This is a genomic window from Pseudomonas sp. Leaf15, from assembly GCF_001421425.1.
Lineage (GTDB): Bacteria > Pseudomonadota > Gammaproteobacteria > Pseudomonadales > Pseudomonadaceae > Aquipseudomonas > Aquipseudomonas salomonii.
In genome coordinates, this window is the sequence record NZ_LMKI01000014.1 from 84,551 (window position 1) to 109,122 (window position 24,572).

Here is a 24,572-nt window from a genome sequence, read left to right on the forward strand (position 1 = left end):
CGGCAAAATGAAAGGCCAGCAGGTCGACAGTGGATTCGGGGGCGAGGGATGAGTTGCGCTTTCTAAGTATTAGAAAGTAGGGAGACTTTCGAGGTTGTCTTCTTTACGAGCGTTGCGATCAGTTGCCAGGAACTCACCGTCCACTACGTGGACATCAGCGCCGTTACGCCACGCACCGTTTTCCATAAAAATCGTCTTGAACTTCGTATTGCCCAACGTGATGAGCTCTGCAACGAATGCACGGTCGGCGATCATCTTCAAGGCTTTGCCACTTTTGATGACTTTGACTTGCTGGATGTGGCCACCCGGTTTGTCTCGATGGATGGCACAGATATAAAAATCAGTCATGTTCATTTCCTTGTTGTTCAATGTGGATCCCTCGCTGGATCATGATGCTGGTAGTGGCACATTGAAATCAACGTAAGTCTGCAATTGGCACGCTTCCGGGACTACACGCCCATCAACTCACCCGCCCGCCCCCAGCGTAGAGCTAGGTGTAGGAGCGACGGATACCGGGCTAAAGCGGGCTCAGACGGTAGCAGCCTCGGCTACTCCCAAAGCATTCAACGCGCCTTGGAGCGACACCGTCTGAGTGCGCTCGTAAACCTGCAAGTCATCCAAAGCGTCCCCGCCCAATGCTTGATGAAAAGCATCGCGGTTCGCTATCTCTGCATAACGTGCTTGAGCGTTGTCGACTAGATTGGACTAGAAGATGCCAGCCGCGCTCATGGGCAGAAAGTCTTCGTATAAGCATGCGAAATGGACTAATGCGCAGCGAGGCCTCGTTGACCGCGCGAAATGCAGTGGAGTGCACTGGCACGTCGGCAGGCGTTAAATCGTAGTAGCCCACCGGCTGCATGCCCATCACCGCGAACAAGCGGCCCATGGTCGACAATTCCTCGGCGGTACCTATACGGATTGCGCCATGACGCTCAAGGTCTAGGCGATGATGCGCTTAAGCTGAGTGACGCGGAGGTGGAACGTCGCTTTGAGATCAAAGCCAGCAAGGCAGTGCGGGAGCTAGAAGAGGATATAGCTCAAACCGCCTGACCGCTCAGCCACTGCGCTTTTCTGTATTAGCGCAAATCGCCTACAGATATCAGATTAAGACGAACAAAGGCCCTAGCTAGCGTCCTTTGACTGCTTTGCGTTTGATTCCATCTGAAGGGGGGGCAGGACGGGGAGTCACAACATTCCAATAGGCCTGATTCCCCTTGATATAACGGCTTGCCTTCTCCGACGCAGGTACCTTTTCGTCCCAGGAACCATACCAATAGCAGTAGGTGATGGCCCGAGTGATGGCTACGTAGGCTGTTCGCAGCGCCTCCTGCTGCTGTGCCCTGTCGTAACCGCAGGGCTCGCCCGGATTCGCCATACCGGCCTGGGCATAGAAATCGTTTCTCGAAGGCGATGATGTGGTGACCTCGCAATCCCCCAGCAAGAAGACGGCGTCGGCCTGCAAACCCTTCGAGGAGTGATAGGTCAGAAACTTGATGGCCTTGTCTCGCTTGTCTTCACGAGCTCTCTCAATGACGTCGCTGAGTTTTGCTTTGGCATCTTTCTTGGTGTCGCGTTTACGGTAAAGAATAAGGATCGAGTGGCCAGCGTCGTAATGGTGTTCGGCCATCTGGACTAGGTGTTCCCAGTCAAGCTCTCGAACCTCTACCGGTATCTGGTTGCCGATCACACGCTTGTTAACGGCAACACCGTGCTTGTTTTCAAAACCTGGTGTCTGGTTGACGATTGCTTCTGCCGCATCAACCACCATTTGGTGTGATCGATGGTTTTCCTGCATGAACACCTGTGTCTGTTTCGGCGACCTAAACTCCTTGCCGAACTCCATCAGAAAACGTGGAGAGCTGCCACGCCATCCATAGATGCTTTGCCAATCGTCCCCTACCACCATCACCGAAGCATAAGCTGGGGCGCCCAAGGTTTTAGCGGCCAACCCGCGCAGTTCGATTTCCTTGAAGGTCGCCCTGACCCACGAAATTGTGTTCGCCCCCACATCTTGGAATTCGTCGATGAGAAGCGTTGTCATCGGGCGAAGTACGCTGTCCGGTACTGCCTTAAAATTTTGCTGACCACGTTCGCTGAACATCGCAAACATACTGTTAAACGTCATTACCGGCGGGCTCATCTGCAGCAGTCGTTCGTTGAACGCGGCCCAGTAAATGCTCATCGCATGGAAAAATTGGATGTCGGGCTCACCCTTGTTTAGGGTCATATTTTTGATTGCCTCAATGGCGTCCAAACCCAGGTTTTCGATGAAAGAGGCATTGGAAAAAAAAGCTTCCAAAATATAGCTCGAACTTATGTCTCCCCTGACCTTGTATTGGAATTTCGGGCATCCAATTATCCGACCTTTGAGCGCGTCAACCGACTGAGATGCATCGACATAACTGTTCAGGTAGACAACCCGTGGACTGCAAAAGGCCTGAAACAGCGTCCGCTTGTCGCGCACATGCTTGCGCATGAACCAGCCGTACTGGTGATCAAGCTTGATGTCATTTGGCTCGGTATCGTCGACTCCTAGTATCACGTATGTATCGAACTCGGGAATATATCCGTTCACGCGGAAGTTTTTCCCAAGCAGGCGGACGGTCTTCTGTACAGGCTCTATCCCATCAATTGGCCAATGACCGGCAGCTTCCCAAAGACCTTCAAGTTGAGCACACAACGCATCATCGATATTCGCCATTTGCCAAGCCTTGTCCTGGCGCTCTAGAACGTCTGGATGGTCTTTATCCATCTCAGCTAGCAATAGTGAGCGCTGGTAAAGGTCTCCGATCAGTGAGCGAAACTCCGTGTTGGTTTCGTAAAGCTCGTGGTATGTCGCGTTCATCAGATCGAGCTGGGTTTCGCCCAGCTTGACATTCAGCATCGAACCGTCCTTTTCGTCCTCACCTGGCTTGTTGTCTAGAAACTCGAAAGCCTTTACATCACTTAGACCATCGATGCTTTTGGCGAATGACAGAATACGGGAATGGAACGTGCGGACAATCTCAAGAGATTTTTTCTCGCTGACTTCATAACCCCAAAGGTCAAACACCTCGCGGACTTTCTTCGCGAAATCCAGCTTAGATTCTTTTGTGAAAGTGACAACTGTCAGACACGACAAATCAATTTTGAGGTAGTGGTATAGAACGATTAACCGCAACACCATGGTGGTCGACTTACCGCTACCAGCGCCCGCAACTACAGAGGTGGTCGGAGTAGTGGACAAGATCATCTTCCACTGATCTTCAGAAGGAGGTTGATCAGGAAGATATTGCTTCACATCCTGCCGAATCTCAGCAGCCATTTCTGGAGTGATTGCAAATCTCCAGTCTTTGAATAGTGCAAGTTCTTTGATGCCCGGTGAAGCGGGAGTAGTAGGTGTGCCAGGACGCAACTCAACAATTAGCTTTCCGTCGTCGAGTCCTTGGGTATGCCCCTGAGAGAAGCCCTCCTCTAAGCCTCTGCTATTCCCCTCTTCGATACCGAGCAGACGACCCGCATTCCAAGCAGAGGCTTGTTGAAATCCGACGAAGTCCAGAATGGCATTGGTGAGCCAGCTGAAAAATCTACGCATGGCGAACTGCAGGCTACGGCCAGACTTCAAGGTAACGTTGTCAGCTGACGAATCAATCTGTGGTGGTTGAGAATGAGGGTTGTTTGATCGCGAATCCACTAGCTAAGAGCTCCCTGCAGGCTTAGAGCGTGCCAGGAATCCGGGCGCCGCCTCTTCGATATAAGCGCGTAGATTACCACCACAACTGCAACGTCAAGCTTCTAAAGCTGAGGTCACGACAGCCCGAGCGCCTAACCGCAGCATGTCCTGACTTGCCAGACCCTGTGTTAGTCCGGAGGATTGGAGTCTTGGGCAGACGGACATCGAGCAACTGGAGGAGGATCAATGAACTCATACGGTGGATACATTGAGAGGTTGGCCAGGAAAGTCGAAGCGAGGTTGCAGGACATCGAGGCGATTTACAACTTTGACCTTGGGAATGAATTCGAGATCGCCATATGCGCTTTGCTGGAGGATATTCTGCCGGCCAAGTACGGCGTGTGCCGGGGTTTTGTCGTCGCTGAAAATGGCGAAAAGGCCGGGGATGACCTTATCATCTACGACAAGATGTCCAGCCCTACCCTACGCTCCGGTATGAGCCGCCAGTTTCCGGTAAAAGAACAAATCCCGGTTGACGCAGTGTATGCCTACATCGAGTGCAAGCATTCGATCTCGGATTCTGCGGTATTGGCAACGGCGATCAGCCAAATCGAAGCGGTGAAGAAATTACTGCTCACACGTCGAGGTCGCACCAACCCTGAGTATCAAGTGGATGGGCCGATCTATCACGGAAGGGTCAGGGACTGGCCCCGCACTTACCCTCCACTTAAGAACCAGCCTTTCTGTGCAGTCTTTGCACGCAAATACTCCCCGGACATTTCCGTTCACAACGTCAAGGGAGAGCACGTCCCTGATTTGATGATTCTGGGTAATGACCACCTCGCGACTCCTACTGTATACATGGGGCCGGACGGTATTCAATCGTCCCTCTTTTACGACACCAAGTTCGGTGCGCCACTGTGCGTGGAGCCAGCCCCCGCAAACGCATACGGCTTGGGGTTGGTAATCCTTCTTCAGGCACTAAGTTGGATCGACCTTCTACCGATAGATTGGACGGGGCCACTGAGCACCACGTTCCTCGATAACCTCCTCAACCGCAAAACCTGACTTAAGCTCTAGGCCTTAAATGGAAAATGGCCAGTGGCAGCGGCTCGGAAATTCACACCTATGGCATCGCATTTGACTCGAGAATATTACTGCAACAGGCGCGGAGTGAAATGGTACTGCCCCTTTGAGACTCTCAGATAATCACGCAGGGAGGCTCGCCCATTGCCCCTCTGGAACGTTGCAAGTACGTACCGCGAGTTCTCGGTCGTCATAACCCAAAACCTCCCCTCGCGTTCGACTTTCAACACGTCGGAAGTGCGGATCAAATGACCATCGCCAAACCGACCGTACTGGTCTTTCCGCTTGTGGCCAAACACTACACCGATACCTGCGCGCGACCTGATGGAAACGCCACAAAGGTAAGCGGTAACCGGCACATCAAAGCCTTGCTCTTGGGCTTTAATGATACGTTTGAGATCGAAATCTGTATGGCGTTTTCCGTGAAAAGTGACATCAATGGTGTCGAGCATCATTGCGCTCCGGTGCTATTCCGCAAGGCGTTATCAGGAATTCCGCACGGAACCAGACGCGTTGGTATCGTGCAAGATTGTTGGTAATTTTCAGACTGATCGAATCATGGATTCGAGAAAAATTGGCCGGCAGTTCTGTAGTAACTGAATTTGAAAACCTGGGCGGTGTGAGTTGTGGTAAACAGCCCCACTGTCCACCTCGATCACGCTGACTTCAAAGTCGTTATTATCGTCACCAATAGTCACCTTAACGACGCGATACATACCCCAGGCATCGCAGTTATTCATCCAAGGCGGGGTAACCACTTGCACGTCGACTATCACTTCCCCTGCATTTTGCTGCACAAGTAATTGCTGCAGTCTGTGCTCACCTTCAATCATCCTTGTGAACTCGGTGCTGCGACCTTGCTCGGTGATTCGGACGGTCAGGTGATACCAGTGCGATCTAAGCACCCGTGACACACCCTGCCAGTGCATCAAGCCTTCGCCGAACAATCCTGGAACGCCAATAGCGTCTGAGTCTTCAGTTCTGAACATCAGGTGCCTCAGTTTTCTGCGGACGCAAAGCAGCCCGGTTGGTTAATTCAAAATAGAGAGAAGATCTCTTTGATGGTTGCTGATTTGCGATGACCCGGCCCGAGCAGCACATAGACGCTATTCCGTGTTTCGAACAGAAAGCCGTCGTTGAACGCAGTGCCCATACTCGACCTGACCCAGTGGCCGGGTTCAAAACGTCTTTGCTCGTCATCCACGACCTTGTGGGCAAACATAAACATTGGCTGGCATCCGGCAGCGGATACTTTGGTTCGCTCGGCGTCGGTGACGATGGCGTCTAGGATTGTCCATTCTTCTACGGCGCAGAGGGGCATCCATTTGTAGCGTTTTCTGGCTGCAGCCATTGCGTCTTCCAGACTGAGTTCTGAGCCAGCTAAAGGAACTCCACTGCCTTCCAAAAGCCCCTCATCAATAACTTCAACCATGTGCAGCCTCTTGAATTGGTTAGGAGCGATAGATCGTACGCACGAGGCTCTGAGGCTCACTGAACGGCCAGCCCGCTGCACTCCATGGAGTGCTGACCGCTCACCTACATTTTCCATAAATTGCCAAGAATGACTTTGCGGATGCAGCTAAAGGGCTGGTGAATTCTGCTTTCAAATCAAACCATGCGCAATACTACCTCATTTTGATATTTAACGGAAACCCTCCTGTGTGGCTATATCCTGACTTTTGAGTAAGCCATGCAACTTAGAATCGCTCTCGCAGGCGCAATCAGGGCCCTGCGCCTGCAGCGTCAGCTTCGACACGAAGATCTTTCCGACGCCTCCGCGAAATCCAAGCTCAGCGCCCTCGAGCGTGGCGAAACAAGCATCACTCTTGAGAAGTTCGAGAGCCTTGCTGAGGGCCTTCGAATAGACCCTCTAGCGCTCCTAGCTCTATGCATGTCCAAAAAGCTAAATACCCCCTATACCGCTCTTATGGAGACTGCTTTAAAGCAGCTCCGAGCTTTCGAGAAAGAAGGAGGTCTGGAAATTCTTGCTGAGCAGCTCCCTGACGGAGAGGTCGCCCACCGTAACCCAGGCAAGCCTCAGAATAGACAGAGCGAAAGCGTCGTTCGCGAGCTTAAAGCGGCAGGGATGAATCAATCGCAGATTGCACGCGAGACCGGCCTAGCTCTATCGACTGTCCATCGATACTGGAAGAGGATTAATGCTACCGACTCTGGCGCAGATGAGTGATGGGGAAAAAGCAAGTTTATCGCTTGCCGTCTGCAAGCGATTCGAGCGCAGATACAAAAAAGCCGTACTAGACAGAAATTCGCCCAAAATCGTTAGATCTGCCAAGTCATTGTTTTACATCATGTAATCCATCCCTAACAGTTAGTAAGGTTCCAGAACTTCTGAGGGTCGACGTCGAATGAGGCAATGGCGGTTTTCAAAAGGGTCATGGCGGCACTCCTGTGAGGTGCAGGTAAAAGTAGACATGAGGTACGGCTACCTCCACAAACACTTTGTTTACTTTTTTGAGCACAGCGTTGCCAACTGACCTCGCATTCAAGCCTTATGGGGATCCAATGTGGGAGCGGGCTTGCTCGCGAATGCGGTGTGTCAGTTGCTGAATGCATTGACTGACACGCCGCTTTCGCGAGCAAGCCCGCTCCCACATTTTGCTCAGTGCTTGGCTCAATTCATCCAGTTGCCGCCATCGACGTTGTAGGTCTGGGCCACGATGTAATCGGCGTCTTTAGAGGCCAGAAAAATCGCCATGCCGGTCAGATCCTCAGCCGTGCCCATCCGCCCGAACGGCACGTCGGCGCCAACCCGTTGCTTCTTCTCGCCAGGTGCCAGCCCTTCATGCCTGGCAAACAGCGCATCCACGCCATCCCAGTGCTCACCATCCACCACGCCCGGTGCGATCGCATTGACGTTGATGCCCTGCTTGATCAAGTTCAAACCCGCCGACTGCGTGAGGCTGATCACCGCCGCCTTGGTCGCGCAATACACCGCCACCAATGGCTCGCCGCGCCGCCCGGCCTGGCTGGCCATGTTGATGATCTTGCCACCGTGGCCCTGGCTGATCATCTGGCGGGCCGCGGCCTGCAAGGTGAACAAGGTGCCGGCAACGTTGATCGAGAACAGCCGGTCAAAGCTGTCGCGGGTGATGTCGACGATGGGCGCCAAGTCGAACAGTGCAGCGTTGTTGATCAGGATATCGAGCTTGCCGGCATGGGCCACCACGGCCGTAATCGCGGCGTCGATAGAGGCTTGCTCGGTGACATCCATCGCGACTGCGTAAGCCTGTGGCCCCAGTTCGGCGGCGGTGGCCTGGGCGCGTTGCAGGTTGATATCGGCAATGGCGACCGTTGCGCCTTCAGCGATATAGGCCTGGGCAAAGGCGCGGCCGATACCGCGCGCCGATCCGGTGATCAGCGCGCTTTTACCTTCGAGTCGGTTCATAAAGAAGTCCTGTTTACTTAGGGTAACCGGCGCGTTTCATTTCGCGCTCGGTAGTGGACTGAGCCGCAAGCAGCGCCTGGTCGACCGTCATGCCGCCGGTAAGCGCCGCCGAGAACAACTTGCCCACCGAGGTGCCGATGGCCTGAAACTCCGGGATGGTCACGTACTGGATGCCCACATACGGCACCGGCTGGGCTGACGGGTGCGCAGGGTCGGCGTGCTTCATCATCTCCAGCGTCACCTGGGCAAACGGCGCGGCCTTCAGGTAAGCCTCGCTGTAGGTGGACTGGCGGGTGCCCGGTGGTACGTTGGTGATGCCTTCTTTTTCGGCGACCAGCTGGATGTAGTCCTTGGAGGTGGCCCAGGCAATAAAGGCCTTGGCGGCGTCTTTGTGCTTGGATGTGGCCGGGATGGCCAGGGACCAGGCGTACAGCCAGGAGGAGCCTTTGTCGGTGACTTCGGTCGGTGCGGCGGCAAACCCTACGCTGTCGGCCACTTTGCTCTGGGTTCTGTCGGTGGTGAACGAGCCGGCGACGCTGGCATCTACCCAGATTGCGCACTTGCCGCTGTTGAACAGCGCCAGGGTTTCGTTGAAGCCGTTGCTGGAGACGCCCGGCGGGCCGTAGTTCTTCAGGGTGTTGACGTAATAGTTGGCGGCGGCTGTCCACTCGGGGCTGGTCAGTTGCGGCTTCCACTGTGGGTCGAACCAGCGTGCGCCAAACGCATTGGCCATGGTGCTCAGCAAGGCGATGTTCTCGCCCCAACCGGCTTTGCCACGCAGGCACATGCCGTATTGGTCTTTGTCTTTTACCGTGAGTTTGGCCGCGAACTCACCGAGCTGAGTCCAGGTCGGATGGGTGGGCATGCTCACGCCGGCTTGCTTGAACAGGTCGGTGCGGTAGTAGGTGACGGTGCTTTCGCCATAAAACGGCAGCGCATACAGGGTGTTGTTAACCGACAAGCCCTGGCGCACGGAGGGGAAAATATCCTCGGCATCATAGTCGGCAGGCAGTTGGGTCAGCGGCTCCAGCCAGTGTTTGGCGCCCCACAATGGCGTCTCGTAGGTGCCGATGGTCAGCACGTCGAATTGCCCGCCCTGGGTGGCGATATCGGTGGTGAGGCGTTGGCGCAGCACGTTTTCTTCGAGCACCACCCAATTGAGCTTGATGTCCGGGTGCTGCTGCTCGAACACCTTGGACAAGCGCTGCATGCGGATCATGTCACTGTTGTTGACCGTGGCGATGGTCACGGTGTCGGCAGCGTAGCTGGGCATGGCCAGCGCCAGGCCGGTCAGCAGGAACAGCGCGTGTGGGAGCTTGAGCATGGCGGTATCCACCTGTTGTTTTTGTTGTTGAGCAGCGATTACAGCAGCTTGGTCAAGGCCTAACAAACGAATGACGAATGCACGGCTGGTACTTTTTTAACCCGCGTTTGAAAGTCAAAAAAGTATCAACGCCGGGCAAAACCGGGGTAGCGCACTGATTGCCAGTGCGCGTATTTTGAAGCCATCGCACCACTACAAGAGGCATCAGCATGCCCGTCAGCCGCGCCCAATTGTTCGAACACCGCCCCGCCGAACTCGAAGTGATCCTGCCCGAGCCGGACCACTGCTTTCGCTGGTTCGAACATGACTACCCCTATGATCTGGCGCGCTGGAACCACCATCCGGAGTTTGAGATTCACCTGATCCGCCAAGGCAGCGGCAAGTTGGTGGCGGGCGACTATATCGGTGCGTTCAGCGCCGGGCATGTGGCGCTGATCGGCCCGGACCTGCCCCACGACTGGATCGGCGACCTGGCCCCTGGCGAGTACCTGAACGGCCGCGACGTGGTGCTGCAATTCGATGGCGCCGCCCTGCTCGCTCTGCGCAAGACCCTGCCGGAACTCGGCGACTTGCAGCCGTTGTTCGAACAGGCCCGACGCGGCCTGGAATTTACGGGCGAGACCGCCGTGCAGGCAGCCGGGTTGATGGAAGCCATCGGCAACGCCCATGGCCTGCAGCGGTTGATCCTGTTTCTGCAACTGCTCGACACGCTTAACAATGTACCGCAAGCCCAGGTAAAGGCGTTGGCCAGCCCCTGCTATGCGCCCACCCTGGATGCGCGCAGCGCCGAGCGCATCAACAAAGCCTTCGATTACCTGATGCGCGAGCTGACCGGCGACTTGCGCCTGTCGGTTATCGCCCAGCAACTGCAGATGAGCGAGCCGGGCTTCTCACGCTTCTTCAAGCGCAACACCGGCCACGGTTTTATCGACCTGATGCGCAAGTTCCGCGTACAACGCGCCTGCCGCCTGTTGCTGCAAAGCGACATGTCGGTGGCAGACATCTGCTTTGAAGTGGGCTACGCCAACCTGTCCAACTTCAACCGGCACTTTCGCATCGAAATGAACCAGACGCCGAGCGAGTATCGACGCGAAACCGCGATGCATTTATTCAACCGCAGCGATAAATTGACACCCAGCCAATTTTGACCAAAAGGTCGACTAATCCCTGTTTTTTTCATACTGCTCAACCCTTTGAGCAAAGTTGGTACGCCACGTGCAAACGTTTGCGGAACGAACTTGGCCACCAGGTTCATCACTACCCGCAGAAACGGGTTCCAACCGCGTAAGAATAGGGATTTTCAATGCACCTCACCTCAAGGCGTCCCGCTTGTTTTGGTGTTTCCTTGCTACTGGCCGCCGTTACGGGAGTACTCAGCGCGCCCATTTTGGCGCAGCAAAAACCCGCGGATGACTCAGCACAGGGCGAAACCCTCAGCCCTGAAACCAAAAGCCCGGAAGCCAGCCCGACAAAAAAAGGCGTGTACATGTCGGACTGGTTCAACCAGGACCTGACCCTGATCGGCAGCAAAGACATCAGCTTCGGCCCCAAGCCGCAGGACGATGTGTACCTGGAGTACGAGTACTTCGGCCGCAAGGGCCCGTTCGAGCTGTATGGCTATATCGACGTGCCGAAAATCCTCGGCATCGGTAACAGTAATGACAAGGGCGCGTGGGACCATGGTTCGCCGGTATTTATGGAGCATGAGCCGCGTATCTCCATTGACTACCTGGCCGGCCGGAGTTTGGCCATCGGCCCGTTCAAGGAATGGTATGTAGCCTTTGACTGGATCTACGACCACGGCAGCAACAAGTCCAACCGCGCCAACACCCTGTACAGCGGCCTGGGCACTGACATCGACACCCATTCGCGGGTCAACCTGTCGGCCAACTTCTATGGGCGCTACCAGTGGGAAAACTACGGCGCAAGCAATGAGTATTCGTGGGACGGTTACCGTGCGCAAATGAAGTACATCGTGCCTATCAGCAGTTTCGATAACGGCGCATCGCTGACCTATATCGGCTTTACCAACTACGATTTCGGCTCGGATTTGCACAAGGACAACCCGGCGCGCACCGCCAACTCACTGGTGGCGACCAACGTGCTGCTGTACTCGTTTACCCACTTGCGCTTCACCCTGGTCGGCCGTTACTTCCACAACGGCGGCAACTGGGAGGATGGCAGCGAGCTGAATTTTGGCGAGGGTAACTTCCGCGCCCGCTCGGATGGCTGGGGCTACTACGCCGGTGTCGGTTACCAATTCTGATCAAGGAGCTTTAGATGAACATGCTTACCCGTCTCTCGATGGCCATCGGCCTGGCCTTTTTGCCCCAGGTGGTGCTGGCGGATGCTCCGGCGCCGATCAAACCCAAGGTGATGCTGATCACCATGTTCGCCCCTGAGGCGCAAACCTGGATCGACCGCCTGGAACTCAAACAGGAAGTCCGCGTGCCAGGCCTGTCAGCCGAATACCCGGTGATCCGCTGCAACACCCAGGACGTGTGCCTGCTGGTGACCGGCATGGGCCAGACCAACGCCGCCGCGTCCACGTTGGCCCTGGCGTTGTCGCCCAAGTTTGACCTGCGCCAGAGCTACTTCCTGATTGCCGGGATCGCCGGCATCAGCCCTAAACACGGGACCATCGGCACCGCAGCCTGGGCGCACTACCTGGTGGAGTTCGGCACCCAGTGGGAGCTGGATTCGCGCGATGCGCCTAAAGACTGGCCAACCGGCTACATCGGCATCAACACCAAAGGCCCCAACGAAAAACCACCGTTGGACTACAAGACCGAAGTATTCGAGCTGAACCCGAAGTTGCAGGCCAAGGCGTTTGCCCTGTCGCAAAAGGTTGAGCTGAGCGAAAGCAAGGAATCCAGCGCCTGGCGTAAACACTACCCGGCCGCGCCGGCCAACCAGCCGCCGCAAGTCACGCGTTGCGACACACTGGCGGGCAACACCTGGTTCTCCGGCACACGCCTGAGCGAACGCGCCGAAGTCTGGACCAAGTTGCTCACCGACAACAAAGGCGAGTACTGCACCACCCAGCAGGAAGACAACTCCACCTATGAAGCCTTGCTGCGCGCCAGCCGTGAAGGGTTGGTGGATATTCAGCGCTTGGCCGTGGTGCGCGCCGGGTCCGATTTCGACCGGCCATATCCGGGTTACAGCGAAGTGGACAACCTGCTGAAATATGCGGACCAAGGCGGGTTTGTACCGGCGCTGGAGAACCTGTACCGCACGGGCAATCCGCTGGTACAGGCGATCCTGAAGAACTGGTCGGCCTGGGAAAAAGGCGTCCCCGAAGCCTAGTGCAGATAGATCGTTCCCACGCTCCGCGTGGGAATGCCGCCCCGGACGCTCCGCGTCCCGCCTTAGAGGATGCAAGGTGACGCGGAGCGTCACAGGATGCATTCCCACGCAGAGCGTGGGAACGATCTTAGCTCCTACATTCAGGCTACGGGGTGGGCAACATTCAGCGCCTTGTCGACCAGCAGCTGCACACCTTCCAGCATTCGGCAGATACCCAGCGCGACATTGCGTTGCGAACCCTCGATTTCAAATGCCAGGTGGTTGGCGATATCACTGATGGAAGCCAGATCCTGGGAAGCATTGACCAGCAAGGTTTCCGTGCCCAAGTCTGCGCGCACGGTGAAGATGCCTTCGCTGGATTCAGCAATGGGTTTGCCGGGGTTGAGATAGTGGTTGATCGCGCGGTAGGCGACTTCGTGCAGGGTGCTGGTGTCGTAGTCTTGATGGGCTGGAGGGTTGGGGGTGTCTTTGATCATGGTGGAATCCTTCGGGAGTGGAGCCGCCACGTTTCGCGGTCAAGCGAAATAGGGTGGCAGCTATACGCGGGTTGACCGACCGGTCCCAAAGTAGCCCGGCATACCCTAAGGTATCCCGCGTACAGCTGCCGCGACACGATACAGCAGACGTAAAAAAAACGCCTGATTCGATGCGGTACAGATGCACTTGGGAGTCGGACGGTCAAATCCGGCCGCTGAATTGGCAGCGACGGCAGTGAGGTTAGTCAGCCCGCTTCCGAGCGACAACCTGAAACCTTTGTGGGAAACGTCCGATCAAAAACAGCCCTCAAACCTAGTGAAGATCAAAATGTGGGAGCTGGCTTGCCTGCGATAGCGGTGGATCAGTCAATAACTCTCTGACTGACAGACCGCCATCGCAGGCAAGCCAGCTCCCACACTTTTCAACCGCATCAAGGCAGGAAAATGATCTTGTCCGCACTGCCCTTGTTCACTTCCTCGTAGCACTGCACCCCATCCGCCAACGCCACCTCACGCAAGCCTGTCGGCAACGGCAGCGAACCCTCATCAAAAAACCGCCCGAACTGCTCCAGCATCACCGCGCACTGCTCGCAGTTGTAGAGCAGCGAATTGATGCCCACCACCGAACCGCCCTTGCGGTACAACGCCAGGGCCGGCAGTTGCACATGCCCATCAACCGGCGCCGCGATGATCGCGATGCGGCCAAAGGGAGCCAAACCGGCGACAGCCGCCGGCAGCCAGAAACCCGTAGTGTCAAAGATCACATCAGCGCCGCCCTTGAACACCGCATTCACCTGCCCGCCCAATGCGTCCGGCTGGCCCAGGGCAATCGCGTCGAAGCCCTGCGCCTGCAACGCCTCGACCTGATCCGCTTTGCGCACCGCCGCCAACACCTGCGCACCGCGAATTTTCGCCAGCGCCAACGCCGCGCTGCCTACCGCACCATTGGCGCCAATCACCAGCAGCCGCGTGCCTTTGCCAACACCGCTACGCGCCAGCGCATCCCAAGCAGTGGTGTATGGCACACCGAGGCTGGCAGCTTGGGCAAAGCTCAGATGCGTCGGTTTATGCGCCACGCCCTTCGCCGACACCGTGAGGTATTGGGCGTGGGAGCCGTCGGCGAAAAAACCGAGGTCACGGCCGGTGCCCCACACTGCCTGGCCAACCAGTTCCTGCGGGCCTTCCACCACCACACCGGCAAAGTCCCGGCCGGGAATACGCGGCAACGTTGTGTAGGGAAAACGCCCAAGCACGTTTTTAACGTCGCTGGGGTTCAAACCCGCCGCTTTAACTTGCACCAACACTTCACCGGCAGCCGGCACCGGTTTGGCGACTTCAACGAAACTGAGGGCGGCGAGGTCGCCGGTGGCGGAAAATTGCAGTGCTTTCATGGCCAATATCCATCGAAGTGAAAAAAGAAATCAGGACAACCAACCGCTGACCAGCTCACGGCCCATGGGCCAGAGCTTTTCACCGAGCAACATGCCCATCAGCCCCACAAGGGCAATGGCGGGCGGCGCGGGCGAGCGAAAGTCCAGGGCGCCGTAGATCACGCCGACAACCAGGCCGATGGCGAGGGAAATGAGATAGTTCATAGGGGATAGTTCATAGGGATACGCCGGGTGGGTTGATGCGCCCAGTTTAGTGAGCCCAATCCCGAAGCATCGGCCAAGTGCTTCAGGATATCGGCCAAAGCCTCAACCGGCGTATTGCGACGGCGCCACACCGAGTTCGCGGCGGAACATGTCGCTGAAGCTGCTGGGCGAATAACCCAACGAGCGGGCAATGCCGCTCACCGACTGGCCCTGGATCAGCTCCGCCACCGCCGTGGCGAGTTGCACCTGACGGCGCCATTCGGCAAAGCCCATGCCGAGGTGGTTCTGGAACAACCGCGCCAGAGTGCGCACGCTGGCGCCAGCCGCTTCGGCGTGTTGCTCAAAAGGGATTTCCAGCGACGGCGCCGCCATCACCGCCTGGCAGGCATTGATCAACCGACGATCGGCCTCCAGCGGCATGGCAATGCGGATCTGCGAGCGGCGTGCGCGTTGCAGCTCCAAAAGCGCCAGGCCGACCACGGCGTCGTAATAGGCTGTATCACCGTTATCGCCCTGATCAACCAGGGCGACGATGAGCTCACGCAGCAGCCCACCGACTTCAATCACTTGCACCTGGCTGTCCAGCGTCGCCGCCAACGCCGGGCGCAGGTAGATATTGCGCATCTGCAGGTCCGAGACCACACGAATGCCGTGTTCCACACCCGGTGGCAGCCACACGGCGCGTTGCGGCGGCACCACTAAAGCTTCGCGCGGTGTTTCAACCCACATCACCCCGCTCATGGCGTAGAGCAACTGGCCCCAGTCGTGGCTGTGGTGTTCCACATACAACCCACGGGGGTAGGTGCGCGCCAGCGGTTGCACGGGCACAGCATGATCAGTGAGGTCGGGAGGCGCGGCCAGGGCCATGAAGCACACATCAATCAAGGGTGAGCGGCCATGGTAATGACCGCCACCCGATAAGCCGAGCGGATTTTTAGCCGTGGGCAGACTTGGCGCACTCGCAACCGGTCGACGAGGCACACGGTTCGCCATGCGCATGGTGCTCGGCGCAGCCTTGGCAGCAGTAGCCCTTGCCGTCTTTCATCACCGCGTTAGTGCCCAGTACACATTTGCAGTGTGGGCAGGCACAGGTTTTATCAGCCATGTTCAGACTCCTTTTGCATGGTCGTCCAGGTGCAACGGGCGCTGCACCTTAAGCAGTGACTACAGGCAAGGTTTCAAGGTTCACCGCCGTTAATCGGCCTGGCGGCTGTTGCTGCGGTACATGAACACCAGCGCCAGCGCCAACAGCAGCATCGCCACGATACGGCTGCCCGACAGCTCGATGGCCGGGTTGCCCAACCAGCCAAAGTTGTCGATCAGCATGCCCATGCCCAACTGCCCGACGATCACCGCCACCGTGGCCACCGCCGTACCCACCACGGGCACCGCGCCGACCATGACCATCATGTACACCACGCCGAACAGGGCGCCGGTCAACTGCCATTTGGGCACGTCCAGCAAGCTCACGGCCTGTGCGGGTTCGAAGAAGAAAATCAACAGTGCCGTGGTGATTGCGCCCACCGCAAAGGTCAGCAAACTGCTGCGCAACACGCCTACCGTCTGGCCCAGGCGGCCGTTGATCGCGGCTTGCACACTCAGCACCGCACCGGCGGCAATCACCAGTAGCAATAACAGAATCAGATTCATCGCCTTAACCTCGTGCAATCAAAACAAGTGCCGCCACAATCAACGCCAGGGCAATCCAGCGCTCGCCATTGACCCGTTTACGCGCGGTGCCGAACCAGCCGAAATGGTCGATCAGCACGCTCTTGCCGACCTGGCCCGACAGAATCGCGATCATGGTCATGGCGATGCCGATATGGGGCGTGGCCAAAGTCAGCACCACCACGTACATCGGCCCCAAAAAACCGCCGATCAACTGCCAGCGCGGCAGGTCGGTGAGTGCCGGGCCTTTTTGCGGGCCGCTGAACAACAGCAGCAAAAACAGAATCGCCGTACCGACGCCAAAGATGCTTAACGTCGCCCACAAATGCCCGACCTGCACACCCAATGGCCCGAGCAAGCCGGCCTCAACCGACAGGCCCATGCCCGCCAGAATCACCAGCGGCAGCAAGAGCAAGCGCAAAAGGTTTTTTTTCGGCCTGGCCTGCGCCACGCCCTCGATGGAACTTGCCTGCATACATCACCTGCGCATCAAGAAAGGAAACATGGCGCGCATTATCCGGTGGCCGTCTTGTGCGATAAATGGGAGCATGCAAATAACACCTTTGCGCATTGCGCACAGCACGGAGCCACGATGCAGGGTTTGAATGAACTGAGTTTCAAGGCATTGCGCCTGTTTGTCGCCGTGCTGGATCACGGCAGCTTTTCTGAAGTGGCGCGCCGTGAAGGGCTGGCGCCCTCCTCCATCTCGCGGCAAATCCAATTGATGGAACAGGCGCTCGGCCAGCAATTGCTCTACCGCCACACGCGTGCGGTCAGCCCTACCGAAGCCGGGCGCCTGCTCGGGCGCCACGCACGCTTGATGCTGGAACAGTTGGAGGCCGCCGGCCAGGCCTTGCAGGAGCAGGAAAGCGAACCCAGCGGGTTGGTGCGCATCAACGCGCCGATGGTGTTTGGCCAGCGTCACCTGTCACCGTGGCTGGGCGAGTTGTGCCGTCGCTACCCCAAGCTGCAACTGGATATCCAGCAAACCGACACCTACGTCGACCCGTTGCAAGACGGCACCGACCTGCTGTTTCGCATCGGCGTGCTCAACGACTCCAGCATGCAGGCACGCATCTTCGCGCCCCAGCGTTTTCGCCTCGCCGCCAGCCCGGCGTACCTGGCCCGATATGGCACGCCGCGTCATCCCGATGAACTGGCCAACCATCAATGCCTGGCCTACAAAGGCATCACCGGCCAGCAACGCTGGTTCTTCCGTCGCGGCCAGGGCGACTGGACGCCGTACAGCGTCAAAGGCCCCATAACCGGCAACCACGCCGACACCCTCACCCACGCGGCGGAACAAGGCCTAGGGCTGGTGGTGTTTCCGTCCTGGTTGATCGGCGAAGGCTTGCGTGCTGGCACCTTGCAAGCGGTGCTTACGGAGTACGACGTGGCCACCACCCTGGAACCGCAACAGATTGCGGCGTTGTGGCCAGGCAGCCGGCGGCTGTCGCTGAAGGTACGCACGGTGATTGATTATTTTGTGGAGTGCTTTGGAGCGGTGCCGTATTGGGATCGGTGAGGTTGCTCCCTCTCACTGGAAAAGCATTGGAAGGTAAAAATTCCTCGTGGGAAAAGTAGGCTCGTTCTGATTTTTCGGGCCACTATTTCCGGCCACGGTGTGCTACGCCAAACTCAGGCTACTTCCGCACAGGAGAGACGCCATGAATGCGCAGCGACACGTCATAACGGATCCATTAGCCCCAGCGAAAGCTCACGTCTCCAAGCTGGCTCATCAGGCCAGTACCGGCCAAATAATCATTATCATCAAGACCCGATGCGCGCTTGCCCAGCTCATAACGGCTGGGCAATACCGGAGCCAAAGAATTGGCTTAATGAAAGGCAAACTGACTGTCCCGGACGACTTTGATGCGCCATTGCCTGACGAGGTGCTCGATACGTTCCAGAAGGCTTTGATCTAAAACTCCGATCAAAACAACCACTGCCCAATCAACCACGCATTCGCCCCACTGATCAGCGCAAACAGAAACCACGCCAGTAGCCGCGTGGGCAGGCGGTTAACGAAGGGCCCCATCAGTTGCTTGTCGTCAGTCATGCGGATCAGCGGATACAACGCGAATGGCAGCTGCAGGCTGAGCACCACCTGGCTCAGGATCAGCAGTTTGCCGATGGCATCGTCGCCCATCAGCCACACCCCCAGGAACGCCGGGATCAGCGCCAGCCCGCGCGTGATCAGGCGCCGCTGCCAGCACGGGATGCGCAGGTTGAGGTAACCCTCCATGATCACTTGCCCGGCAATGGTGCCGGTAAAGGTCGAACTCTGCCCCGAGGCCAACAAGGCGATGCCGAACAGGATGCTGGCGAAGGCGCCACCCACCAAGGGGTCGAGCAGGTGATAGGCGTCCTGGATTTCGACCACCTCGGTGTGGCCGGTCTTGTAGAACGCGGCGGCGGCCAGCACCAGGATCGCGGCGTTGACTAGCAACGCCAGGGCCAGGGAGCCGATGGTGTCGATACGCGCCAGCTTGACCGCGTCCTGTTTGCTGGCGAGGTCTTTGCCAATCAGGCGGGTCTGCACAATGGAGGTGTGCAGGTAGAGGTTATGCGGCATCACCGTGGCGCCAAGAATACCGATAGCCAGGTACAACGGCGCAGCATCGCTGATGGCCGCCAGTGACGGAGTAAAACCACTGAGTACGTCCGGCCAGTAAGGTTTGATGAGCACCAGTTCGATAAAGAAACACACGCCGATGGTTGCCACCAGCGCCAGCATGATCGCTTCCAGGCGCCGGAAACCGCGGTTTTGCAGGGCCAGGATCAATAGTGTGTCGAAGGCGGTAATGACGATGCCGGTGGTCAGCGACACACCTAGCAGCAAGTGAAAGGCCAGAGCGCAGCCAAGTACCTCAGCAAGGTCGGTAGCGATAATGGAGATTTCCGCCAACACCCACTGCGTGCGCGCGGAGCGTTTGCTGTAGCGCTCCCGGCACAGTTGCGCGAGGTCTTTGCCGGTGGCGATGCCCAGGCGCGAACACAGGCACTGCACCGCCATCCCGGCCAGGCTGGCCAGCAGCACCACGAATAACAGGCTGTAGCCGTAACGTGAACCGGCCTCGATGGCCGTGGCCCAATTGCCAGGGTCCATGTAGCCGATCGAGATCAGCAGGCCGGGGCCGGCGAACATCAGCGCCCGTTTGAAAAACGAGGCCTTGGGGTCGACGATAACGGAGCCGGCCACTTCCGGCGGACAGAACGGGGCGGTGGCGATTTTCGGCAGGCTGAATTTCACGCGGTATCCCAGGCAAACACACAAGTCAGAGCCGCAGCTTATCAGTCCGACGCGACCGTGCGCATCACCGTTTCCCGGGGCAAGTCGAACGCTTCGACGACTTGCACCACCAGGTCCATCTCCTGGTTCAGCGCCTCGCGCTCCATGCGCTGGCGAATCATGCCAATCACCAACACCGCCAAGGTGGTGATCGAATAGGCCGGGCCGGAAAACGCACGCACGCCTGTTACCAGCAACATCGCCGCCGCCAGCGCCTGGCCCACCACCGGAATCGCCGTGGCCGCGCCGCGCCGCAACATAAATCCGGTAAGCCCCGCCAACGCCGTGCCGCTCAGAGCGGTGGTGGCCGAACGGCCGATATCGATGCGATTGAACAGGCCCTGCTCTTTTTGCGCGGCCGCCTTCAGCTCAGCGTCGAAGGCCTGGCGGTCGGCGCGACTGAGCTTGTCCTTGTACTGCTCAATGAGTTTTTCCGCGACCTGCGCCTCGATGTCCGCCAGCACCACGGTTTCAAGCGGCCCATCGAACTTGATGCCCAGCCGCTGTGCGACATCTTCGGCGATCTGGCGATAACTCACGCCATGGCCACGGGCGAGGTTCATAAAGCTGTCACCGCCCATGCGTTGCAGTTCGATGGCCAGTTTCAGCGGTTCACGCACGTCAGCGTCAATCGAGGCACTGCGTTTTTGTGCCATCAACTCAGCCAGAAACTTAAGCTCCTCCGGGCGTGCCTGCACCAGCGCCGGGAACAGTTCCACGTCCTCCTCGGCAAAACGCACTTCGCTGCTACGCAGGTCGGCGCGGATCAGGCCACGCCGTTCCTGCAGCAGGTCGGTGTACTGCACCACCGTTTTCAGCTGCGGCCAGTAGGCGGCGTGGTCGAAGGTGGCCAGGTGCACGTTGGTGACCTTGGCCTTGAGCGCGGGCGTGACGTCGATCGCATACCGGCCGATACAGCGCTCGGTGTCCGGCTTGATCGCAAGCGCCCAGTCCTTGCTGGAGTAGCAGTTGATCACGCGGCCCTTGAGCGGGGCCGTCACTTCATCCCAGGGGCTGGACGTACTGATGGCGCCACCCATCAGCAACACATTGTTGAGCGGCAATTGGCGGGCGACCTCGGGGCTGGCCAACAGGCTCTTGACCAGGATACGCGCGCCGAGGGAATGCCCGATCAGGTTGATGCGCCGCACGGGCAGCGCTTCGCCGTGCAGGTAATGGGCAAGCTCAGGCAATAATGTCTTGGCCACTTCATCGACACGCGCCTCGACACTTTTGTAATGGTCGAGAAAGTAGGCAATCGCACGGCCCACACCCACGGTTGCCGCGCCCAGGCCGCCACCGCCCAGCAGTGCGGTGATCACATCCTTGACCGGTGCAAACAGGTTTTCCAGAAAATGCCCCGCCGGCCAGAACAGCATCAGGTTGGTCGAACCTTCGATGCTTGCCAGTTGTTGCGTGAAGTTGCCCAGTTGCTGGCGGTTGAAGAACGCCGAGTAACCGTGAACATAGAGATTGAGCACATCCCCTTGGGGCTCGCCGCACAACAGGAACGTGGGCTTGCGGGTGCGGTGCATTTCATCCCACTGGTGCTGCATGGGCCGGTGACTCCTGGTGACGGTGGGCGGCGATAGTAACAAAGCATGGCCGCCTGCAAGGTGAATCCTGACCAGCGTGTGAGTTTTTCAGAACAACGACACGGCCCTGGACTTGGCCAGGTAGCGCGCCGGGGAATCGCCCAGGTGCCGCCGAAACACCGCGGTGAAGGCGCTGGGGCTGCTGAAGCCCAATGCGAACGCGACCTCGGTGATCGAGGCGCCATGGCTGAGTTGCGCAGTCGCCTCCAGCAGGCAGACTTGCTGGCGCCAGGCCACGAAGGTCATGCCGGTGCTGTCCTGAAAGTGACGGGTAAAGGTCCGCCGACTCATGCTCGACCAATCCGCCATTTGATCCAGAGACACGGTTTGCGCAGGCGCTTCCAGAAAGCGCTGGCAAGCTTTCGCCAAGCGCGGTTCGCAGGGCAACGGCGCACTCAGGGGCAAGGCCGGCAGCGTGCCGATTTCGTCGATCAACAGCGTCAATACGCAGTGCCGTCGCACCTCGGACGTTGCCGCCCCGCACGTCAACGCCGCTTCCAAAAGATGCCTGAGCAACGGCGATACCTCGAACACCTGGCAGTGCCCCTGCAACCCTGCGCGCTCGGCCGCTTGCGCATCGAGGTAGGTATTGAGCATCACTACATCGCCGCGCATGTGCATCTCATGGGCAATGCCACCAGGCACCCAGATGGCCCGCTGCGGCGGCACCACCCAATTGCCCAGGTCGGTGAACATTCTTAAGGCGCCGGTGGAGGCATAGGCAAACTGGCCGCGCGGGTGCGTATGCCGGGCAAACACGCTGCCGGAAGGGTATTCACGCAGGGTCACAAGCGCTTCGGGGTCGTTGTCGTCAAAGGTCGGAATCATGGCCCGATCTTGTCAAAGTATGACCTGACATAGCAAGCGGGCCATCAGCCCGCACTCTAGCATCCACCCCTTTGAAGCTACCGGTTCGAAGGAACGTCCATGCACAAGAAACACCTGGCACTTGCCCTGTTGGTCACGCTGGCCTGGGGGCTGAATTTTCCCATCACCAAGCTGGGCCTGCGGGCCGTCGACCCGTTTGTACTCACCGGCCTGCGCTTTGCCCTTGCCGCCTTGCCATTGGTGCTCTTCATCAAGCGCCCCGCCGTGCCATTCGCTTATGTGGCAGCCTATGGCGTGATCTTCGGGCTGGGTATGTGGGGGGTGATCAACTATGGCATCCAGCTTGGGGTGAGCCCGGGGATTGCCTCCTTGCTCATCCAGCTCAGCGTGTTTTTCACCCTGGGTTGGGGCTGTGTGTTGTTCAAGGAGAAAATTCGCGGCGCGCAGTGGGCCGGGGCTTTTTTGGCCTTGATTGGATTAGCCGGGATCATCGCCAACCAGCAAGGCGAACACGCCGTGCTCGGCGTGCTGATGATTGTGTTCAGCGCACTGGCGTGGAGCATCGGCAATGTCATCATCAAGACGTCCGGGGTTAAGGAAATCTTTTCTTTCATGGTGTGGGCCAGCCTGTTCCCGCCAATCCCGCTGTTCCTGATGGCCTGGTGGGTGCACGGCGATGCGGCGTTCGTAAGCCTCCCCACCCACCTCGACCGCACCGCCGTAGGGTCGCTGCTGTTTCAGGTTTACCTGGCCACACACTTTGCCTACTGGGGCTGGAACACGTTGCTCAAGGCGTACCCGGTGTCCACGGTCGCGCCGCTGTCGCTGCTGATTCCGGTGTTCGGCGTTGCCAGTTCGATGTTGATACTGGGCGAGCGCGTTAGCACCGCGAACCTGGCCTTTATCGCAGTGATTATCAGCGGCCTGGCAGTCGGGCTTTATCGCAAACCAATTGTGCATACCGGTAGATAGTCATGGCAGGAACTCGGGATTTTGTTCGTGTATTCGCTCTATTAGCATCCATCGGGTCTTGTACTCAACCGAGGAAATACCATGAGCACGCCCGAATTTTTTGTCACCCCAGGCTACGGCGATACCCTGCGCGAACACCTGCACTACTCCCAGGCAGTGAAAATCGGTAACCGCGTAGAAACGTCAGGCCAGGGCGGCTGGGACGATGAGTTGAACATCCCCGCCGACCTCAGCGAAGAAATTGCCCAAGCCTTTCACAACCTGGACCGCACCCTGGCCACCGCAGGCGCGGGTTGGGAGCATGTGATTCACATAAACTCCTACCATGTCGGTGGGTTTGCACCTGAGGTCAACGAAGCGATGGTCCGGCAATACCGGCGCTACATGCCCAACCATGCGCCGATCTGGACCCAAGTCGGCGTCGAGGCCCTCGGACTGCCAACCATGCGTGTGGAGATACGCGTCACCGCGATTATTCCCTGACCCCAAACGTGCGGATCACCCACTCGGTAAACACCTTGAGCCGCGCACTCTGATGGCGGTTAGGTGGGTAGAGGATATGCAATGGCGTGGCCGGGCGTGACCAACCCGGCAGCACCTCAACCAACTGACCGGTGTCGAGGTAGTACTGCACGATCGACTTGAAGTGCTGCCCCACACCCAGGCCCGCGAGCAACATTTCCTTGAGGCCGTTGCCTTCGTTAGTCGAAAAGGCGCAGTCGTTGACCTCGATACGTTGCTGGCCCCGCTCAAAAATCAGCGGCTCCGGCTTGCCCGACCCGGCAAAAAAATAGCCGGCCTTGAGGTGGTTGTTTACAAGGTCTTCGGGCGACTCCGGCAAACCCCGGCGCGCCAAATAACTGGGGGCCGCACAGGTCAGGTATTCAAGGTCCGCCACCTTGCGCCCGATCATCGCCATGTCTTCCAGCTTGCCAGCACGAATCACGCAATCGGCGCCCTCCCCGACGATATTCACCGCACGGTCGCTGATGCCCAAGGCGATGGTGATATCGGGGTATTCACGATGAAAGTCCACCAACGCCGGAATCAACAGGCAATTGGCAAACGAGGCCGGTGCGTCCACGCGCAGGTGCCCGCCGGGCTTGAGGATCTGCCCGCGTGCGGCGCTGTCCACTTCATCCAGCTCAGCCACCAGCCGTCGCGCATGGCGGTAATACTCCAGCCCTTCAAGCGTGGGCGCCAGGGCGCGGGTGGTACGGTGCATCAGTTGGGTGCCCAGGTGTTTTTCCAGGTCAGTGATGAGTTTGCTGACGGTGGAGCGTGGCAGCGCCAACTGGTCGGATGCACGGCTGAATGAACCGGTATCGACAACACGGACGAAGGCGCGCATGGCCAGGAGCTGATTCAT

At 58.1% G+C, this 24,572-nt stretch carries 27 protein-coding genes and 1 pseudogene; 9 read left to right on the plus strand and 19 right to left on the minus strand.

Translation table 11 applies throughout. The features are described 5' to 3' along the window. Nucleotides 1–69 precede the first annotated feature (69 nt). The 3 genes and pseudogenes from ASE80_RS13645 to ASE80_RS13650 form a co-directional block, all read right to left on the minus strand. Entirely contained in the window at nucleotides 70–348 is a 279-nt protein-coding gene (locus ASE80_RS13645; protein WP_056859378.1) for a DUF3892 domain-containing protein, read from the minus strand. Nucleotides 349–751: 403 nt separating this feature from the next. Next, a pseudogene (locus tag ASE80_RS31420) lies at nucleotides 752–946 on the minus strand (2-oxoadipate dioxygenase/decarboxylase family protein); the annotation flags it as partial. 180 nt (nucleotides 947–1,126) lie between these two features. Continuing rightward, nucleotides 1,127–3,574: a UvrD-helicase domain-containing protein gene (locus ASE80_RS13650; protein ID WP_056859379.1), complete on the minus strand. Its 2,448-nt coding sequence runs from the start codon at nucleotides 3,572–3,574 to the stop codon at nucleotides 1,127–1,129. Nucleotides 3,575–3,898: 324 nt separating this feature from the next. Here ASE80_RS13650 and ASE80_RS13655 point away from each other — a divergent pair, with 324 nt between their 5' ends. Continuing rightward, on the plus strand, nucleotides 3,899–4,720 hold the full coding sequence (locus ASE80_RS13655) for a DUF6602 domain-containing protein (protein ID WP_056859380.1): 822 nt from the start codon (nucleotides 3,899–3,901) through the stop codon (nucleotides 4,718–4,720). An 86-nt stretch (nucleotides 4,721–4,806) separates the two neighbouring features. On the opposite strand, the gene ASE80_RS13660 is transcribed toward ASE80_RS13655, so the two are convergent. From ASE80_RS13660 to ASE80_RS13670, 3 genes are all read right to left on the minus strand, one after another. After that, a complete protein-coding gene (locus tag ASE80_RS13660) occupies nucleotides 4,807–5,190 on the minus strand; it encodes a hypothetical protein (RefSeq protein WP_056859381.1) in 384 nt (127 codons plus the stop codon). A 90-nt stretch (nucleotides 5,191–5,280) separates the two neighbouring features. After that, nucleotides 5,281–5,727, minus strand: a complete 447-nt coding sequence (locus tag ASE80_RS13665; protein ID WP_012723693.1) for a hypothetical protein — start codon at nucleotides 5,725–5,727, stop codon at nucleotides 5,281–5,283. Between the two features lie 47 nt (nucleotides 5,728–5,774). Next, nucleotides 5,775–6,170 carry a DUF6957 family protein gene (locus tag ASE80_RS13670; protein WP_043205199.1) on the minus strand — a complete coding sequence of 132 codons (396 nt, stop codon included), beginning with the start codon at nucleotides 6,168–6,170 and terminating at the stop codon, nucleotides 5,775–5,777. A gap of 258 nt (nucleotides 6,171–6,428) precedes the next feature. Between ASE80_RS13670 and ASE80_RS13675 the strand changes: the two genes are divergently transcribed. Further along, entirely contained in the window at nucleotides 6,429–6,926 is a 498-nt protein-coding gene (locus ASE80_RS13675) for a helix-turn-helix domain-containing protein (protein WP_043205197.1), read from the plus strand. Between the two features lie 444 nt (nucleotides 6,927–7,370). On the opposite strand, the gene ASE80_RS13680 is transcribed toward ASE80_RS13675, so the two are convergent. Together ASE80_RS13680 and ASE80_RS13685 are read right to left on the minus strand one after the other, a co-directional pair. Then, complete coding sequence (locus ASE80_RS13680) at nucleotides 7,371–8,144, minus strand: L-iditol 2-dehydrogenase (RefSeq protein ID WP_056859382.1); 774 nt, start codon at nucleotides 8,142–8,144, stop codon at nucleotides 7,371–7,373. 13 nt (nucleotides 8,145–8,157) lie between these two features. Beyond that, entirely contained in the window at nucleotides 8,158–9,468 is a 1,311-nt protein-coding gene (locus ASE80_RS13685) for an ABC transporter substrate-binding protein (RefSeq protein WP_056859383.1), read from the minus strand. Nucleotides 9,469–9,677: 209 nt separating this feature from the next. On the opposite strand from ASE80_RS13685, the gene ASE80_RS13690 reads away from it, so the two are divergent. The 3 genes from ASE80_RS13690 (at nucleotide 9,678) to ASE80_RS13700 (ending at nucleotide 12,777) form a co-directional block, all read left to right on the plus strand. Then, entirely contained in the window at nucleotides 9,678–10,616 is a 939-nt protein-coding gene (locus ASE80_RS13690; protein WP_056859384.1) for an AraC family transcriptional regulator, read from the plus strand. 155 nt (nucleotides 10,617–10,771) lie between these two features. Beyond that, nucleotides 10,772–11,734 carry a nucleoside-specific channel-forming protein Tsx gene (locus tag ASE80_RS13695; protein WP_056859385.1) on the plus strand — a complete coding sequence of 321 codons (963 nt, stop codon included), beginning with the start codon at nucleotides 10,772–10,774 and terminating at the stop codon, nucleotides 11,732–11,734. A gap of 14 nt (nucleotides 11,735–11,748) precedes the next feature. Then, nucleotides 11,749–12,777, plus strand: coding sequence for a purine-nucleoside phosphorylase (locus ASE80_RS13700; protein WP_056859386.1), 1,029 nt, complete (start codon nucleotides 11,749–11,751; stop codon nucleotides 12,775–12,777). A 140-nt stretch (nucleotides 12,778–12,917) separates the two neighbouring features. Here ASE80_RS13700 and ASE80_RS13705 read toward each other — a convergent pair whose 3' ends face one another. The 7 genes from ASE80_RS13705 to ASE80_RS13730 all read right to left on the minus strand — a co-directional run bounded on the left by ASE80_RS13705 (nucleotide 12,918) and on the right by ASE80_RS13730 (nucleotide 16,991). Then, nucleotides 12,918–13,253 carry a DUF6124 family protein gene (locus ASE80_RS13705; protein WP_056859387.1) on the minus strand — a complete coding sequence of 112 codons (336 nt, stop codon included), beginning with the start codon at nucleotides 13,251–13,253 and terminating at the stop codon, nucleotides 12,918–12,920. A gap of 431 nt (nucleotides 13,254–13,684) precedes the next feature. Then, entirely contained in the window at nucleotides 13,685–14,644 is a 960-nt protein-coding gene (locus ASE80_RS13710; protein WP_056859388.1) for a quinone oxidoreductase family protein, read from the minus strand. Nucleotides 14,645–14,674: 30 nt separating this feature from the next. Continuing rightward, on the minus strand, nucleotides 14,675–14,848 hold the full coding sequence (locus tag ASE80_RS30135) for a DUF1427 family protein (RefSeq protein ID WP_082463615.1): 174 nt from the start codon (nucleotides 14,846–14,848) through the stop codon (nucleotides 14,675–14,677). A gap of 102 nt (nucleotides 14,849–14,950) precedes the next feature. Continuing rightward, a complete protein-coding gene (locus ASE80_RS13715) occupies nucleotides 14,951–15,715 on the minus strand; it encodes an AraC family transcriptional regulator (protein ID WP_056859389.1) in 765 nt (254 codons plus the stop codon). Nucleotides 15,716–15,782: 67 nt separating this feature from the next. Next, nucleotides 15,783–15,953 carry a metallothionein gene (locus ASE80_RS13720; protein ID WP_017139618.1) on the minus strand — a complete coding sequence of 57 codons (171 nt, stop codon included), beginning with the start codon at nucleotides 15,951–15,953 and terminating at the stop codon, nucleotides 15,783–15,785. An 89-nt stretch (nucleotides 15,954–16,042) separates the two neighbouring features. Beyond that, a complete protein-coding gene (locus ASE80_RS13725; RefSeq protein WP_056859390.1) occupies nucleotides 16,043–16,498 on the minus strand; it encodes a DMT family transporter in 456 nt (151 codons plus the stop codon). Nucleotides 16,499–16,502: 4 nt separating this feature from the next. After that, nucleotides 16,503–16,991, minus strand: coding sequence for a DMT family transporter (locus ASE80_RS13730; protein ID WP_056859391.1), 489 nt, complete (start codon nucleotides 16,989–16,991; stop codon nucleotides 16,503–16,505). A gap of 117 nt (nucleotides 16,992–17,108) precedes the next feature. Here ASE80_RS13730 and ASE80_RS13735 point away from each other — a divergent pair, with 117 nt between their 5' ends. After that, nucleotides 17,109–18,041 carry a LysR family transcriptional regulator gene (locus ASE80_RS13735; protein ID WP_056859392.1) on the plus strand — a complete coding sequence of 311 codons (933 nt, stop codon included), beginning with the start codon at nucleotides 17,109–17,111 and terminating at the stop codon, nucleotides 18,039–18,041. Nucleotides 18,042–18,183: 142 nt separating this feature from the next. Then, the gene (locus ASE80_RS13740) at nucleotides 18,184–18,441 is read left to right on the plus strand and encodes a type II toxin-antitoxin system Phd/YefM family antitoxin (RefSeq protein ID WP_056859393.1); all 258 of its coding nucleotides are present in this window, start codon (nucleotides 18,184–18,186) and stop codon (nucleotides 18,439–18,441) included. Between the two features lie 8 nt (nucleotides 18,442–18,449). Here the strand turns inward: ASE80_RS13740 and ASE80_RS13745 are convergent, their stop codons facing one another. From ASE80_RS13745 to ASE80_RS13755, 3 genes are all read right to left on the minus strand, one after another. Further along, the gene (locus ASE80_RS13745) at nucleotides 18,450–19,769 is read right to left on the minus strand and encodes an Nramp family divalent metal transporter (protein ID WP_017139624.1); all 1,320 of its coding nucleotides are present in this window, start codon (nucleotides 19,767–19,769) and stop codon (nucleotides 18,450–18,452) included. A 41-nt stretch (nucleotides 19,770–19,810) separates the two neighbouring features. After that, the gene (locus ASE80_RS13750) at nucleotides 19,811–21,364 is read right to left on the minus strand and encodes a DUF726 domain-containing protein (RefSeq protein ID WP_056859394.1); all 1,554 of its coding nucleotides are present in this window, start codon (nucleotides 21,362–21,364) and stop codon (nucleotides 19,811–19,813) included. Nucleotides 21,365–21,451: 87 nt separating this feature from the next. Beyond that, entirely contained in the window at nucleotides 21,452–22,231 is a 780-nt protein-coding gene (locus ASE80_RS13755) for an AraC family transcriptional regulator (RefSeq protein ID WP_056859395.1), read from the minus strand. A gap of 99 nt (nucleotides 22,232–22,330) precedes the next feature. On the opposite strand from ASE80_RS13755, the gene ASE80_RS13760 reads away from it, so the two are divergent. Further along, entirely contained in the window at nucleotides 22,331–23,203 is an 873-nt protein-coding gene (locus tag ASE80_RS13760) for an EamA family transporter (RefSeq protein WP_056859396.1), read from the plus strand. Nucleotides 23,204–23,284: 81 nt separating this feature from the next. Continuing rightward, nucleotides 23,285–23,686 (plus strand): RidA family protein, encoded by a 402-nt coding sequence (locus tag ASE80_RS13765; protein ID WP_056859397.1) that lies wholly within the window; start codon nucleotides 23,285–23,287, stop codon nucleotides 23,684–23,686. Here ASE80_RS13765 and ASE80_RS13770 read toward each other — a convergent pair. Further along, nucleotides 23,676–24,572, minus strand: a complete 897-nt coding sequence (locus tag ASE80_RS13770; RefSeq protein ID WP_056859398.1) for a LysR family transcriptional regulator — start codon at nucleotides 24,570–24,572, stop codon at nucleotides 23,676–23,678. The two genes, ASE80_RS13765 and ASE80_RS13770, sit on opposite strands and share 11 nt — an antisense overlap.